Raw genomic sequence first — 14,923 nt, 5'->3', positions numbered from 1 at the left:
GTGTGTCGGGGCAGGATGGGGACATGATCGTCGCCTTCTCCATCGCCCCGTCCGGCGGCCCCGCCGCAGCCGAGGACGGCTCCGTCCACGACGCCGTCGCCGCAGCCGTGCGGGTCGTCCGCGAGTCCGGCCTGCCGAACCGCACCTCGTCGATGTTCACCGAGCTCGAGGGCGCGATAGCTCAGAAGAGTACATGGAAGGGTGGTCTGTGATGTTGGTCGCGTTCAGCGTTTCGCCGAGTGGCAACGGCCGAGAGGACGGCTCCGTGCACGACGCAGTCGCGGCGGCCGTCCGAGTGGTCCGCGAGAGCGGGCTCCCGAATCGCACGACGTCAATGTTCACAGAGGTTGAAGGGCCCGACTGGGACTCCGTGATGGACGTTGTCAAGCGTGCGACGGAGGCCGTCGCGCCGTTTGGAAGCCGGGTGTCGCTCGTCTTGAAGGCGGACATTCGACCCGGGTACTCTGGCGAGCTCGACGCAAAGGTTGAGCGCCTCGAAGCCGCGATCGAAGACTAGAGCAGCGGCCTACGTGAACAGGCCGAGGCAGCCGCTGACAAGGGCGACAGCCGCGCCCAGGAGGGCTATAAAGAGCCCCCTCGGTCCGCCGGAAGGCACGGAATATAGGCCGGAGCCCTTCGGATCCTCGCGCCTCCGTCCGCGGCATGCATCTATCGCCCCTGTTACGGCGAGGAGAGCGCCCGCGATTGTCAGAACGGCGAGAAGAACAGTCATGCGGAATCCGTAGCTAATGCGCGGTGCCTCACAGCGGCAGTGCGCCAGACCCACACCTCCAGCGGGAGGCCGTCGGCCCGGTCCCAGCGGACGAGCACGGCGGCGGGCGTCTGCGAGACGCGACCCCCCTCGACGCGGAAGAGCCCCTCCGGCGTCTGCACGTAGGCGTGCACCGGGAGGAGTCCCGCGCCGAAGACGGGGCCGCCGTACGCCTCGGGGGAGAGGCTGAAGGGCGTCGCGGTCACGGGCGGGACGAACCGGTCCGATCGTCGCTTTCCCACGGCGGGGAGTCTGCTGGGGACCGCCGACGCCGGAACGACGAAAGGCCCCCATGCGCAACGAGCGGATGAGGGTCTTCGGAGGTGTCGCGCTAACGGTGGTCGGCGTCAGTGCTCGCGAGGCTCGTGCGCAGCGATAGCGCGTCGCGCTGTCAGTCCGGTGCAGTCCGAGGCCAGGGGTTCAAATTTTGCCCAGGACTCGACGCCAGGGCGTGGCGGTCGCGAGAACGGGCCGTGGTCGCCGGCTGCCCCGGTTCAGGTCTTGGCCGCGACCACGGACCGGATCACCACCGCGCCGATGCGCGGCGTGGCCGCCGTCGATCGTCACTTCTGATGAAGATCGGCGGTCAGGTTCGCAGTCAAGTCGAAGACGTCCTGTGGAACACGTAATCGGGTCGTGGTGCCTCGACTGATCGCACGAAGAAGCCGAGGTCGTCGCCATCGCGGACCGCCCTGCGCACGAGGAAGTCGTTGTACTCCAGCCAGAGTTCGCGCGGGTTCCCGTCCGCCAGCCGCCATGAACCGGAGAAACTCACCGAGGGGCTGCCGTCTCGGCAGCCGGGAGGGCTTCCCGCGGCGATCTCAAGCCGACATGCGAGCGCTCGTGGCAGATCCTCCGCGGTGTACGTGTGGTCCGCTGCCAGAGTGAAGCGCGCTGGCGACGCCCCGTTCTCGGCTTGGAGCTGCCAAGAGCCCACATAGTCCTTTGGGGCGGGCTGCGACTGAATCGTGCACCCGGTCAGGGACACGATGAGTGATGGGAACAGCACCAGCCGCACCGCTCGACGCCAATCCACTATTGCACTTCCTCTTTCCAAGTGAACCGCTCGGTCACTCGCGACATCGGGCCGTGGTCTCCTGCCATTCGATTGAGATCTTCGTAGCTGAAACCGGGAAGCCCCCGGAGGAAGGAGCCCAAAGTTGTCTCATTGGTTGCGGTGTACTCGACAACGGCAGGTCCATCCGCATCGCGACTCACAACACGCGCCTCGACTTCGTACGAGCCGAGCGCGAGAAGCGTTCGATTCTCCTCCGGAGCGATGGGCCACGTGGCGACCGTCACGAGGTCTCGTACGAAGTTCGGATTGTCGAGTCCGGGGGACTCAGCGTTGTAGCCGTATCCGGATGCCACCGGCTCGCCAGCCTTCAAGTCACGGATGATGTTCTTACGTTGGTCTGCTGGCAACTGCTCTCGCACGGCCTGTGTCATCTTGCTGTCCGACCCGTACAACAGGGTCCTCGGCGACGTCCCCGTTGCCCATCCGAAGAGCATCTCACCCTGCCCGCTCGTCAGAACCGTCCCGGCGTAGAAGTCCGCCGCCATACCGATGGGGATCCCGATCAGGGGCATGGGGCTCAAGAGCCCGAGCAAGAACCCGGGACCTGGCGAGGGGTCGAGGAGGGACATCCCGAGCAGCCAAGACAGCGCGTGCGAAGCATGGACGTCCCCGTCCATCGCGAACGCGCCGTTGTTCGAGAACCGATGCGCGATGCCGAGGAGCCCTTGGCGCCCGGCACCGTAAGCGGCCAGCTCCGCGTCCGTGATCGGGCGGAGGCCAGAAGGGTCGATCTGGTTCACCGGGTCGTTGCCGGCGTACGAGTACGGGTTGTCAGACCACGCCGCACCCACCACCGCCGGCAGCGGGTCGGGCGAGAGGAACGAGCGCACCGATGGGTCGTACATGCGCGCGCCCGTGACTTCGAGCCCGCCGACCACGACCGTCCCGGTCGGGCTGACCCCGATGCCGTCCGGGAGGCCCGCAGTCGTGACTGCGTCCGTCGCCGTCCACGGGTCCGCGCGCTGTGTCGAGCGCGCACGACGCCACCCGGACGGCTTCCACGTCCCGTCGACACCCAGGAGGCCGGGTGCCGTGATGACTGGCACGTCGCCGACCGACAGAAGAGTCGCCACCGGTGTCGTCAGGTCCCAGCTGAGCGCGGTGCCGTTGACCTCGGCGAGTTCCCCGAGGGCGTTCACCCAGAGGTCGGTGCGGTCGCTGTCGGTGCCGTCCTCGCGCACGACGGTGCGGAGATGACCCAGCTCGTCCCAGGCGTACGACATCGTGAACTCGTCCGACTCGGCTCGGACTCGCCGTCCGAGGCCGTCGTACGCGAACTGGACGACTGAAGGAGCGTCGCCGTGGCGTTCGGCCTGCAGGAGCGCTCCGGCTCCGTCGTGCGAGTACGAGTACCGCTCAGCGGCCCGCTGCTCGTCGACGAGCCGACCGGATCCGTCGTAGCTCCAGGTCGACACCGAGGACCCTTCACGGGCGGCGAGGAGCTGCGAGGCCGTGTCGTACTCGTAACGCACGGCCTCGCCGTCCGGAGCACGGACGGCTGTCAGACGCCCGCGGTCGTCGCGCTCGAGGACGGTCTCGCTGCCGTCGGAGGAGTGGCTGACGAGGAACCCGTCCTCGTACTCCCACGCCTGGGCGAGCGCTCCGGCGAGAGCGCCGGTCAGGCGACCGTCTTCGTCATGCCGGAACGTCGCCTCCGGGAAGTCCGACCGACGGATGGCGGTCAGGACGCCACCGCGACCACGGTCGAACTCGGTCCGCACCCCGTCCGGGGAGATCACTGCGCGCTGGTTGCCCGCGGCGTCGTACTCCCACCGGGTCGTCGTGCTCCGACCGGCACGCGTCGTGGTGCGTCGGAGGAGCTCGCCCCGTGCTCCGTACTCCAGACGGTGGACGGTGGGCGTGCCGTCGGGATGCGTCAGGTCGTTGATCGTCACCGACCGTTCGTCGGCGTCCCGTGCGATGCTCGCGACGAGTCGGTCGTCGTGACGCACCTCCGACAGCCGACCGGCCGCATCGCGCACCCAGGTCGTCGTGCGTCCGTCGGGGTCCGTTCGGGTCGACAACCGTCCGGCCGGGTCCCGAGTGGAGACGACCGTCCGGTCCAACGGGTCGGTCGTGCTCGACACCTGACCGAGGGGCGTGTGGTCGGTGCGGGTGCGCTCGCCGGAAGGGGCCGTCGTCTGCGTCACCTGTCCGACGGCGTCGTGATCGAACGCGGTGGTCCGACCGAGTCCGTCGTCGACGGCGACCATCTGACCGGCGGCGTCGCGAGCGATCGTGCGCCGTCCGTTCCGGGGGTCGTCGATCCAGGTCAGTCGCCCGGCCAGGTCGTGGCCGTATCGGGTCGTACCCACACCGGGGACGTGCTCCCGGACGAGCCGACCACATGCGTCGTACTCGAACACGGTGACGGCACCGGACGGCTCCACGCGCTCGACGAGGCGTGAGTCGGCGTCGTACCGGAGCGTGGTCCGGCCGCCGTCCACATCGGTCCACGCGGCCAGCCGACCGCAGGCGTCGTACTCGATCGCTGTCCGGTCCCCGAGCGGAGACGTCCCAGCAACGACACGGTTCGCGAGGTCGAACTCGAAGGACGGAGCAGACGGTGACCCGTCGACCGACGGGCCACCGTCGACCAGCTCGACCACGGACCGGACGCCGCTGGGGTCGACCCGAGCAGTCGGCCGCCCGACGACGTCTTGTTCCCGGAGCCATCGGCCTCCTGCCGGGTCCGAGACCTCCTGCAGTCGCGAGAGTGCGTCGTGCAGCAGGTCCCAGCGCGCGCCGTCCGGCAGGACGACCGCGCTGAGGTTGCCGAGACGGTCGTAGCGTAGCTCGGTCGTCCGTCCGAGTGGATCGGTCGTGCTCGTCACGTCGCCGCTCGGACCGTGTTCGTGGGTCGTCCTGCCACCGAGCGGATCGACGACGGCACCGATGCGGCCACCGGCGTCCCGCTCGAACGTCCACACGGCGCCGGCGGGATCCTCGCGGGACGTCACTCGGCCGGCGTCGTCGTAGGTGAAGCGGGTGCGGTGCCCCAGCGGGGTGGTGGTCGCCGCGACCCGACCGGCCGGGTCACGGTCGATCTGGATCGTGCCGCCGAGTGCGTCACGAACGGCGACCAGGTCACCGGCGCGGTCGTACTCGTAGGCGACGACGACGCCCGCAGGGTCCTCCATCCGGACGAGCAGGTCGTCGTCCCACGTCAGGGCGAATGCGGCTCCGCGCTCGTCGGCGACGACCGAGGGGAACCGGGCGGACGGCCCGGCGTGCTCGAACGTGACGAGCCGGCCGTCGCGCTCGATCCGCCGCACGCGGTCCTGCTCGTCGTAGGACACCGTCGTGTCGGTGCCGTCCGCGGCCACGGTCTTGACGAGCCGACCCTGGTCGTCGTAGGCGTGGACGGTGACCGAACCGTCACGAGCGGTCGACGCTACGAGGTTCCCGTGTTCGTCGTGGCTCAGGGACTGCCGGTGACCGTCGGCGTCGACGATCCCGACCACCCGTCCGTGCCGGTCCGACATCCACGTGTTCGCGTTCGCGCCGTCCTCGTCGGAGACGGAGGTGACGCGTCCGGGCAGGTAGGCGAAGCGCAGTGTCCGGCCGTGCGGGGTTGCCTGGCGGAGCACCCGGCCGTGCTCGTCGTAGGTGTTGACGCACTCGACGACGCCGTCCGCTGCCGTGACCCGCTCGATCCGGCGGTCCTGGTCCCACGTGTACGACCGGGTGCCACTCGGACTCGTCGCCGTGGCGAGCATCCCGTCGGCGTCGTACTCGTACGTCACCGTGCGGCCGTCCGACGACCGGGCCGAGCGGACCAGACCGTCGGCGTGGGCGAAGGCGACGGCTCGTCCGCGGCGGTGCTCGAGCCGGACCAGTCTGCCGTCCCGGTCGCGACCGGCGGTGACCGCAGCTCGGTCCCCCGTCCCGGAGGCGAGCCATGCGCCGGTCATCGCGAACGACCACCAGGCTCCGGCGTTGTCACGGACGACGAGCACCGTCCCGTCCGGGGGCGTACTCGACGCAGCCCCGGACACGGCTGCGGGTTCGGTGGCCAACCACAGGTTCTCACCGACGGCCCGGACACCCGAGGAGCCCCGGGTCGGGAACGTGATCCGCCGACCGTCGTCGGTCACCATCGCGATGTGGTCGTCGAGGAGTTCGAGGCGCATGTCGAGCACGGATGACCACCCGGGGCCGAACGCCCCGCCGACGGTGTCGAAGGAGTTGTAGGTCCGGCTCAGGTCGAGCGCCGTCGCGCCCCCGGCGAACGCGAGGTCGTGCTCCACCTCGATGAAGTTGCCCGTCGCGGTGTTCACCGGATCGGCCGCGAAGCCGCTGGTGGGCACGGCGCCGAACAGCGTGGGCTCACCGAAGTCGAGGTCCGTCCTCGTCCGGTTCACCCCCGCCGCCTGCAGTGCTGCCGCCAGCGAACTGTCGGCGACGCTGACGACCGCGCCGCCCGCACCGGCGGACTCGAAGGCAGCAGCGACCGTGTTCGCCCAGCGCACGTCGCCGCCGTTCGCGTCCAACCAGGCGCGGAAGCCCCGTACCACCGGTGCTACGTCGACCGTCCCGAAGTCGCAGGTCCGCGCGAAGGAGGCCATCGCGCTCTCGATGCGCCCGGGCAGGGCGCTGAGGTCACCGTCGAGCGATGCGGACCCCGACGCGAACGACCGGAGGCTCTCCGGTCGTGCGGACGAGACTCCGCCCCCGCTCCCCGGACCGGCTCCGGGGGACGGCGTGCTCCTGGCCCGCGGGGCGTAGCTGGTGTCCGGGAAGGTCGGAGCGTCGAGCTTCCCGCTGCTCGGTGGTGGTTCTTCGCCGAAGACGTGGTCCCACATGCTGTCGACGGCGTCCGCTCTCCGGGCGACCACGCGGTCGCGCCAGGCTCGGGCTGCGCGCCGACGCATGTTCTCCTCGCGCGCGGCGTCGCTCAACCGGCGGATGCCCTGCGCGATCTCGCCGAGCTTGGTGCTCAGTTCGCGCGAGTCCTCGACGGCGATCGCGGCGTTCGCGCGGAAGGTCTCGGCGAATCTCCCCGCGAAGTCCGTGCTGCCCAGCAGCACCAGCGCACCTCGGGAGGGCGTCTGGAGGCTGATGGACGTCTTCGCGGCGTCGCAGGCCCGTGCGACCGCGTCGGCTGCTGGGAAGTCGTACGTGAGGTCGGGCAATGCGAATGCCGACAGGTCTGTTGGTGCTGTCACCGTTGTTTTCCCCCCATGGAAAGCGGCGTGTCCACCCAGAACCTAACGCAGCCGTGTCGGCGCCGCTCGGACGGACGGAACCCCACAGGTGATCGCCAGCGCCGTGTACCGCCCGGTGTGGGTCGGCAGACACGCCGCCGACGTTCCGGCGATGTCGGCGGTCGGGTGTGTGCTGGGTCCATCAGCCGGCGCACGAGCACCGGCACCCGCGACGGAAGGAGCCCGCTCATGATGCACGACGGTTGGTGCCCGGATTGCGACCTCCCCTCGGTCGTGATCGACGTCTCCGATGACGAGCAGCACGCCTGGGCGAGCTGCGCCGAGTGCGGGACCGGGTGGGTGCACCGCGACGAACTGCCCGAGGCGCGGGTCGCCGCCCACGCTTCGGAGCGGCGCGCGGCCTGAGTCATGAGCGGTCTCGTCACCTGACACAGGAACGCAGTACGCCTCGACCCCGACGTTGATCCACCGTCGGGGTTTCTGCATGTCCTCGACGCGAGCGCGGATGCTGGAGCGGCACTCCGACGAGGGAGCGTTCAGTGTGCCCCGGCGGAGTCGTGCCTCCCACGCAGATCATTGACTTCGGTCAACCATGTGCAATGATTGACGCTGGTCAAGTAACGGGTGCAGCGTGGCATGCCGGAGAGTTCTGAGGAGTCCAGATGTCACAAGCCGAACCCGAGGCTGCCCACCGGTCCTCGTCCGACGCACCCGCGATGACGCAGCGGCAGGTGCTCGAAGCGCTGTCCGGTCTGCTGCTCGGCATGTTCGTCGCGATCCTCGCCTCGACCGTCGTCAGCACGTCGCTGCCGCGGATCATCGGCGACCTCGGCGGCGGTGAGAGTGCCTACACGTGGGTCGTCACCTCGACCCTCCTGGCGACGACCGTGTCGACCCCGGTGTGGGGCAAGCTCGCCGACCTCTTCAACCGGAAGCTGCTCATCCAGCTGTCGCTGGTGGTCTTCGTCCTCGGGTCGGCCCTGGCTGGCTTCTCACAGAACCCCGGGACGCTCATCACGTTCCGCGTCCTGCAGGGTCTCGGCGCCGGTGGCCTGACCGCGCTGAGCCAGATCATCCTGGCCGACATCATCAGTCCCCGCGAGCGCGGCCGCTACGGCGGGTACTTCGGTGCGGTCATGGCCGTCGGCACCGTCGGCGGACCGCTCTTCGGCGGCTTGCTGACCGACAGCCTCGGGTGGCGGTGGAACTTCTTCGTCGGAGTCCCGTTCGCGGTCGCGGCGATCATCCTGCTGCAGCTCACCCTGAAGCTCCGCGCGATGCCGAAGCGGAAGGTGTCGATCGACTACCTGGGCATCGCGACGATCGCCGGTGGTGTCTCGCTCCTGCTGATCTGGATCACCCTGGCGGGGAAGAACTTCGACTGGGTGTCGCCGACGTCGGCCGTCATGGTGATCGGCGCAGTCGTCCTGCTCGTCGCGACGGTGTTCATCGAGCTCCGTGCGACGGAGCCGATCCTCCCGATGACGCTCTTCCGGAGCCGGACCTTCTCGATGTCCGTGATCGGATCGATCGCCGTGGGCATCGCGATGTTCGGCGCCACGGTCTACCTGGCGCAGTACATGCAGCTGGCTCGCGGGGCCACTCCGACGCAGTCCGGCCTGCTGACGATCCCGATGATCGGCGGACTGCTCATCGCCTCCACCGTCGGCGGCAGCCTCGTGACGAAGACCGGCAAGTGGAAGCCGATCATGCTGATCGGGTCGATCGCGCTCGTGGTCGGTCTCGCCCTCATGGGGACGATCGAGTACGACACTCCCTACCTCGTCGTGGCCGTGTACATGTTCGTGATGGGTTCCGGCGTCGGTCTCGTGATGCAGAACCTCGTCCTGGTGGTGCAGAACACGACGGAGCCGCGGAACATCGGTGCGGCCTCCGCCGGCGTCGCGTTCTTCCGCTCGCTCGGCGGTGCGCTCGGGGTGTCGGTGCTCGGGACCGTTCTCGGCAACCGCGTCACCGACCTGCTCGGTGACAAGCAGGCCGAACTCGGCAAGGCGATCGCGGCGCTCGGCGCCAAGGGCGCGGCCGTGGCGAAGGAGCTGTCCTCTGGCAGCATCCCGGCCGTGAGCAAGCTGCCGTCGGGCGTCCGCCAGATCATCGAGTCGGCGTACGGGCAGGGCGTCGCCGACGTGTTCCTCATCGCGGCGCCGATCGCGGTCCTGCTCGTCCTGGCGATCGTCTTCATGCCGAACGTGCCGCTGACCACGAAGACCGTCGCCGAGCGATCCACGGACCAGGGGCCGCTGGCCGGGTCCGCGGAGGACTTCGCCGGCATCGGTACGGTCACCGGATCGAACCCGGTCATCGAGGCCGGTGGTTCCCAGGGTTCCGCCGGGACACGTGCTCGAAACTCGTGAGATGACGTCGTCCGGGACTCCGCCCACCGCAGGTGACGACGGGTTCCCGGACGGCCTGGAAGCCCGCGTCGGAGTGCTGGAGCGCCAGTTCGCGGCGCTGTTCAGCGCGTACCGCACGCGCCTCCGGCAGCAGGCGACGGACGTCGACCCGGCACTGCAACCGTCCGGCTTCCGGACGCTGCAGGAGCTCGTCGACCGCGGGCCGGTCGGCGCGGGGGAGCTGGCGGAGTCGCTGGGCTTCGACAAGAGCGTGCTCAGCAGGCAGCTCCGGCAACTCGAGTCGCTCGGTCTGGTGTCGAGGGGTCAGGACCCGGCGGACCGCCGCGCGGTCGTGATCAGCCCCACCGATGACGCCGTCGCCCGGATGGAACGGATCCGCACCGGAGCGCGAGACGAGTTCCGCACCAACCTGGCGGAGTGGCCAACCCGCGACCTGGACGAACTCGCCCGACTGCTCGCCAATCTCTGGCCGCGGTGACGCTCGGTACCAGTACCAGCACCAGCACCAGCACCAGCACCAGCACCAGCACGGACAGCTCGTCGTGACGGGACCGTCGCGCCGATCGGGAATCCCGGTCGGCGCGAATGCGTTGGATCGTCCAGTCAGCGACACTGTCGACATGTCGGTCGAATCGATTCGGCCACTCGTCTTCCGCCGCCGTGTTGGAGCGGTCTACACTGATCCGGCACCCGATCCCACGTGCTCGTACCCACCGTGCTCGCGCACGAGAACAGGTCCCATGTCCCAGCTCACGCCGGCACGTCGCACGCTCGCCATCCTCGCTCTCGCGCTGGGTGGCTTTGCCATCGGGACCACCGAGTTCGTCGCGATGGGCCTGCTGCCGAACATCGCCGAGGCGCTGCTGCCCGGTCAGTACTCCGCCGACCCCGAGGGCGGGGTCGCCCACGCCGGTTGGATCGTCAGCGCGTACGCCCTGGGGGTCGTGGTCGGTGCACCGACGATCGCGGCGATGTCCGCCAGGTTCCCGCGCAAGGGTCTGCTCATGGCGCTGCTGGTCGGCTTCGTCGTCGCGACGGTCGCGAGCGCGGTGCTGCCCTCGTTCGGCCTGGTCCTCGTGGCCCGGTTCGTCGCCGGACTCCCGCACGGTGCGTACTTCGGCATCGCCTCGATCGTCGCCGGCGACATCATGGGACCGGGCAAGCGCGGCAAGGGCATCGCCCTCGTGCTCCTCGGCCTGTCGGTCGCCAACGTCGTCGGTGTCCCCGCGGTCACCTGGATCGGTCAGGTCGCCAGCTGGCGGACCGCGTACGGGGTCGTGGCCGCGCTGTTCGCGCTGACGTTCCTCGCCGTGTCGGTGTTCGTGCCGCGCAGCGGTCGGGACGTGCACGCGACCATCGGGCGGGAGCTCCGCGCCTTCCGGGTGCCGCAGGTCTGGATCGTGATGAGCCTGGGGGCGGTCGGCTTCGGCGGTTTCTTCGCCGTCTACTCGTACATCTCGCCGCTGGTGCAGAACGTGACCGGGTTGTCGGAGTCCTCGGTGCCGCTCGTGCTGGTCGTCGTCGGGCTCGGCATGGTCGTCGGCGGCCTGCTCGGAGGATTCCTGGCCGACCGCAGCGTCAAGGCCACCATCTTCGTCGGGCTGTTCGCCCTGATCGGCGCGCTGCTCGTGACGGTCCTCACCGCACAGTGGGTCGTCGGCCTGTTCATCGGGGCGTTCCTGCTCGGTGCGACCTCGTCCGCGATCCCGCCGGCGGTGCAGTCCCGACTGATGGACGTCGCCGGCGATGCCCGCACCATCGCGGCAGCACTCAACCACTCCGCCTTCAACCTGGGCAACTCGCTCGGCGCTGCGCTCGGCGGCGCGGTCATCGCGGCCGGCTTCGGCTTCGTCGCCCCGGGCTGGCTCGGCATCGGTCTGGCGCTGCTCGGCGTCCTCGTCGCGGTGATCAGCTACGCGGTCGAGAACCGCACGAACCGACGCGCAGCGGCGGTCCGGACGGCGGGGGCCAGCACCGGCTCGATCCGCGAGTCCGTGTCCTCACACTGAGGCCCGCCTTCGGGACGCAGCCCGAGCCTCCCGGCCAGCCGGCAGATGACCCAGACCCCCGGCCCCGACCGTGGTCGTGTCGCCAGACGCCCTGACTCGCCGCGCGCACTCCGCCGAGATGCGAAGATCGCGGCATCCCGGCCCCCGAGATGCCACGATCGCGGCACCTCGCGGTGGAGCCCGCCCGCTCGCCCGGCAGGCCGCCCCTACAGCCCGTGTGGGGAACCGTCCTGGACGATGATCCCGTCGGTGATCGCACGCTTCCGCAGCGCCACCTTCGTGCCGACGTCGAACCCGGCGACGCGGTACTTCTCGCGGATGCGCTTGAGGTAGCTCTTCGCGGTCTCCTCGGAGATGCCGAGCTGGTAGGCGACGCTCTTCACGGGCTCACCACCGCCGTAGAGCGCCATCACACGACGCTCCTGGGCGCTGAGCTTCGGCACGCCGCCGACGTCGCCGCTGTTGATCGCCAGGTCGAGTTCGGCGGAGACGTACTGCTCGCCGCGCTGCGCTGCGCGGATCGCCTCGACGATCATCGCCGCGTCCTCGCTCTTGACGAGGTAGCCGAGGGCCCCGGCACCGAGGGCCTCACGGACCACGTTCGGCTCGGAGTAGGTGCTCATCACGACCGTCTTCACGCCAGCGGTCTTCAGCGTCGAGATCTTCAGGGACACCGGGATGGAGTCCTTGAGGTCCAGGTCGAGCAGCACGACGTCGACCGGGAAGGCCGGACTGGTGAGCAGCTCCGGCCACGTGGTGACCGCGGTGACCATCGCGATGTCGTCGGCTGCGTTCCGGATCCACTCGGTCAGGGCGCTGAGCAGCATCCGGTGGTCGTCGACGAGAGCGAGTCTGATCGGTTCTGCTGGAGTCGCCATGCGCGATGGTCCTTTCTGGTGGGTCCGTCCCGGGCCTGCTGATCCTAGGAGGATCGGCGGCCCGGTTCGGGGAGGCTGGCCATGTTTTCCGGTAGCGGCACTCGCTGCGTGCCGGCATCGCTGCCGGGAGGCTCGTGGTGCGTCACATCTGCGGGTGCCGGTTGACGACGCAGTGCGCCGTGACGTGCAGCACGCCGTCGCGGACGCTGTCGGTGTAGGGCCCGATGCGCTGCAGGGCGGTCCACGCGGCCGGGCCGAGGCGGCGGCGGGGGACCCCGCGCGACTCGATGACGACCGGGACGTCCATGGTGTCGTCGGTGACCGGGTGGCCGTCGCTGCCGACGGGACCGAGGGTGACCGAGACGACGGGCACACCGGGCTGCTGGGCGCGGCCGTCGCCGACCATCTGCCACAGCGCCTGGAGCAGGCCGTCGCGCTGGGCGGGGGTGAGGTGGCCCGCGAGGGCGCTCGGGTCGGTGACGGCGACGGAACGGCCGAGGTTGTCGGACTCCGTGATCGCGTGGTAGAGCCAGGTCTCGCGGCGGCCCTCGATCAGGTGCAGGCGGAGCTCGGTGGCGAGGGACGCGGCGTCCGAGGCCGACGCGTCGGAGAGCGGCAACGGGTCGGAGCCGTTCGCGACGGCGTCGAGCAGCTTCTCGGCGGCGAGGTCCAGGCGCGCGAGTTCGTCCGAGGCGAGCATCCCGACGGCGAACTGCGGGGCGCCGACGTTGCTCTGCACGAGCACCCGGTCGAGTTCGCGCTGCACGAGCTGCCGGAACCGGTGCACGACGAACAGCGCCACGGACGGCGGGACGACGGTGACCGCGAGCATGGTGACGATGCCGGGCAGGGTCTCGGTCGTCAGCGGGGTGGACACCACGGCGTAGACGGCGAACGCCAGGCCGAGGCCGACGATCGCGGCGATGACCTCACGGGCGGGCCGGAGGGTCGTGATCGGCAGCAGCGCGAACCCGGCCGCCATCGACGCGGTGGCGGTGTGGCCGACGTCGTGCTGGTCCCACATGCCGATGAAGTCGAGCGTGACGATGCAGGCGAGCACGACGCAGATCAGCCCGAAGGCGACACCGGTCAGTCGTTCTCCGTACGTGAGGACCGTGGCGAGCACGCAGCTCGCGGCGACGACGAACAGCGCCCAGGCGGTCGCGGTCATCCACGGGTTGGTGTAGTCGTCCCAGTGCACGAGGAAGAAGACGATCCCACCGAGCGCCTCGAGTCCGGTGAGCACGGCGGCACCGAGCCCGAGGTGGCCGGCACCGAGCGAGGCACCGGGCTGGGCTGCCTGTCGGAGCGAGCGGGCGCCGGTCGAGGTGGAGGGCAGGCCGCGCGCCTGTCGTCGTTCTGTGCCCCGGTAGCGTTCGCGGGCCTCCCGGCGGGTGCGGGGGGCGGTCTGCTCACCGGGCAGGCCGTGGCTGATGGTGTCCTCCGGGACGCCGCTCATCGGGGTGCCTCCAGGACGACGGTGGTGCCGGCACCGGGTGCCGAGAACAGGCGGGCGTCGCCGCCGACCTCGCGGAGGCGGTTCACGACGCTCTCCTTGAAGCCGAGCCGTTCGGCGCTGATGGTGTCGAGTTCGAAGCCGACGCCGGAGTCGGTGACCATCGCGCGCACCATCGCCTCGTCGTGCACGATCGTGACGTGCGCCTCGGGGACGCCGGCGTGGCGTCGGACGTTCTCCAGGCACTCGCCGAGCGCGAGCAGGAACGCGTCGAGCACGTGCTTCGGCAGCAGGACCTGCCCGGTGCCGTGCCAGGCGACCTCGAGACCCATGCGGCCGAAGCGCTGCTTGACGGACTCCAGGGTCTGGCCGAGCGGGGACTCCTCGGTCCGGGTGAGGGAGTAGTCACCGGACTGCTGTGGCTGCGGGGTCGCGCCGAGGCGGAGGTGGCGGAGGAGTCGTGCGTCCTCCGCGGCCTGCTCCCGCATCGCGTGCTCGGAGACGCCGACGCCGGAGTGCGCCAGCAGGGTCAGGGTGGCGAGCACGGTGTCGTGCAGCAGTCGGGCGCCCTGTCGTCGCTGCGCCTCGGTCTCGCTGGCCTGGCGTTCGGCGCGGTGAGCGGTGCCGATGCTGTAGATGCGACGAGCCACGCGCGGGATGCTGCGGCTGATCCAGACGGCGACGACGGCGACGAGGACCCAACCGAGGAGCACGCCGCTGACCGGGGCGCTGAGGACGGCGCCGCTGGCCCAGCTCATCAGCCCGACGGAGACGACTCCGGCACCGGCGGCGAGGCCGAGTCCGACCCGGTGTCCGCGCTGCGCCATGAGCAGGGAGGCGAGTCCACCGCCGGCGAGCGGGACGAGTGCGCTGGCGATCACGCCGCGGTCGTCCGCCGCGACGGCCGTGGTGAGGATCGTCACGGCGCCGAGACCGGCGACGACGGTGGTGGCCGTCCACCAGGTCGAACCGTTGGCCCCGAACGCGAGGAGCGCCCCGACCATCACGGCGATGCAGCCGAGTCCGAGGACGAGCTGTGCCACGGGGACGGCGAGGGACGTGGCCACGCCCACGACGCTGACGAGCGCGCAGACGACGCCCACGACACGGGTCGTCGACCGGAGGAGGCGGTCGCGTTCCTGCGCGAGGAGTTCCATCGTTGGTCCTGGCTGTTCCTGGTTCGGGAA

The 14,923-nt window shown here is 70.1% G+C and carries 11 protein-coding genes; 6 read left to right on the top strand and 5 right to left on the bottom strand.

The genetic code is table 11. The features are described from left to right. The first annotated feature begins 23 nt into the window (after positions 1–23). Positions 24–212: a thiamine-binding protein gene (locus DEJ33_RS03775; RefSeq protein WP_375342138.1), complete on the top strand. Its 189-nt coding sequence runs from the start codon at positions 24–26 to the stop codon at positions 210–212. Then, on the top strand, positions 212–517 hold the full coding sequence (locus tag DEJ33_RS03770; protein WP_111077369.1) for a thiamine-binding protein: 306 nt from the start codon (positions 212–214) through the stop codon (positions 515–517). Before DEJ33_RS03775 ends, DEJ33_RS03770 begins: the two co-directional genes overlap by 1 nt. 212 nt (positions 518–729) lie before the next feature. Here the strand turns inward: DEJ33_RS03770 and DEJ33_RS03765 are convergent, their stop codons facing one another. Both DEJ33_RS03765 and DEJ33_RS03760 read right to left on the bottom strand, forming a co-directional pair. Continuing rightward, entirely contained in the window at positions 730–1,014 is a 285-nt protein-coding gene (locus DEJ33_RS03765) for a hypothetical protein (protein WP_146242513.1), read from the bottom strand. Between the two features lie 793 nt (positions 1,015–1,807). Continuing rightward, on the bottom strand, positions 1,808–7,018 hold the full coding sequence (locus DEJ33_RS03760; RefSeq protein ID WP_146242512.1) for a DUF6531 domain-containing protein: 5,211 nt from the start codon (positions 7,016–7,018) through the stop codon (positions 1,808–1,810). 228 nt (positions 7,019–7,246) lie between these two features. On the opposite strand from DEJ33_RS03760, the gene DEJ33_RS17090 reads away from it, so the two are divergent. The 4 genes from DEJ33_RS17090 to DEJ33_RS03745 all read left to right on the top strand — a co-directional run bounded on the left by DEJ33_RS17090 (position 7,247) and on the right by DEJ33_RS03745 (position 11,402). Then, the gene (locus DEJ33_RS17090) at positions 7,247–7,423 is read left to right on the top strand and encodes a hypothetical protein (protein ID WP_181432862.1); all 177 of its coding nucleotides are present in this window, start codon (positions 7,247–7,249) and stop codon (positions 7,421–7,423) included. A gap of 257 nt (positions 7,424–7,680) precedes the next feature. Further along, the gene (locus tag DEJ33_RS03755; protein ID WP_375334688.1) at positions 7,681–9,393 is read left to right on the top strand and encodes an MDR family MFS transporter; all 1,713 of its coding nucleotides are present in this window, start codon (positions 7,681–7,683) and stop codon (positions 9,391–9,393) included. Position 9,394: 1 nt separating this feature from the next. Further along, on the top strand, positions 9,395–9,871 hold the full coding sequence (locus DEJ33_RS03750) for a MarR family winged helix-turn-helix transcriptional regulator (RefSeq protein ID WP_111077304.1): 477 nt from the start codon (positions 9,395–9,397) through the stop codon (positions 9,869–9,871). A gap of 262 nt (positions 9,872–10,133) precedes the next feature. Next, positions 10,134–11,402: an MFS transporter gene (locus tag DEJ33_RS03745; protein WP_111077303.1), complete on the top strand. Its 1,269-nt coding sequence runs from the start codon at positions 10,134–10,136 to the stop codon at positions 11,400–11,402. A 206-nt stretch (positions 11,403–11,608) separates the two neighbouring features. On the opposite strand, the gene DEJ33_RS03740 is transcribed toward DEJ33_RS03745, so the two are convergent. The 3 genes from DEJ33_RS03740 to DEJ33_RS03730 form a co-directional block, all read right to left on the bottom strand. After that, entirely contained in the window at positions 11,609–12,280 is a 672-nt protein-coding gene (locus tag DEJ33_RS03740; RefSeq protein WP_110902095.1) for a response regulator transcription factor, read from the bottom strand. A 142-nt stretch (positions 12,281–12,422) separates the two neighbouring features. Further along, complete coding sequence (locus DEJ33_RS03735; RefSeq protein WP_111077302.1) at positions 12,423–13,739, bottom strand: hypothetical protein; 1,317 nt, start codon at positions 13,737–13,739, stop codon at positions 12,423–12,425. Then, the gene (locus DEJ33_RS03730) at positions 13,736–14,893 is read right to left on the bottom strand and encodes a sensor histidine kinase (protein ID WP_111077301.1); all 1,158 of its coding nucleotides are present in this window, start codon (positions 14,891–14,893) and stop codon (positions 13,736–13,738) included. The genes DEJ33_RS03735 and DEJ33_RS03730 overlap by 4 nt, the downstream gene beginning before the upstream one ends. Between the last annotated feature and the right edge of the window lie 30 nt (positions 14,894–14,923).

Origin of the sequence: Curtobacterium sp. MCPF17_047, assembly GCF_003234045.1 — a bacterium.
Classification (GTDB): Bacteria; Actinomycetota; Actinomycetes; order Actinomycetales; family Microbacteriaceae; genus Curtobacterium.
The sequence above is the reverse complement of the archived record's forward strand: the minus strand, read 5'-3'. Positions and strand labels throughout refer to the sequence as shown.

Bases quoted from the DNA above. Each gene is read 5' to 3' on its own strand.
- DEJ33_RS03775 (WP_375342138.1), top strand. From the start codon at position 24: ATGATCGTCGCCTTCTCCATCGCCCCGTCCGGCGGCCCCGCCGCAGCC.
- DEJ33_RS03770 (WP_111077369.1), top strand. From the start codon at position 212: ATGTTGGTCGCGTTCAGCGTTTCGCCGAGTGGCAACGGCCGAGAGGAC.
- DEJ33_RS17090 (WP_181432862.1), top strand. From the start codon at position 7,247: ATGATGCACGACGGTTGGTGCCCGGATTGCGACCTCCCCTCGGTCGTG.
- DEJ33_RS03755 (WP_375334688.1), top strand. From the start codon at position 7,681: ATGTCACAAGCCGAACCCGAGGCTGCCCACCGGTCCTCGTCCGACGCA.
- DEJ33_RS03750 (WP_111077304.1), top strand. From the start codon at position 9,395: ATGACGTCGTCCGGGACTCCGCCCACCGCAGGTGACGACGGGTTCCCG.
- DEJ33_RS03745 (WP_111077303.1), top strand. From the start codon at position 10,134: ATGTCCCAGCTCACGCCGGCACGTCGCACGCTCGCCATCCTCGCTCTC.
- DEJ33_RS03740 (WP_110902095.1), bottom strand. From the start codon at position 12,280: ATGGCGACTCCAGCAGAACCGATCAGACTCGCTCTCGTCGACGACCAC.
- DEJ33_RS03735 (WP_111077302.1), bottom strand. From the start codon at position 13,739: ATGAGCGGCGTCCCGGAGGACACCATCAGCCACGGCCTGCCCGGTGAG.
- DEJ33_RS03730 (WP_111077301.1), bottom strand. From the start codon at position 14,893: ATGGAACTCCTCGCGCAGGAACGCGACCGCCTCCTCCGGTCGACGACC.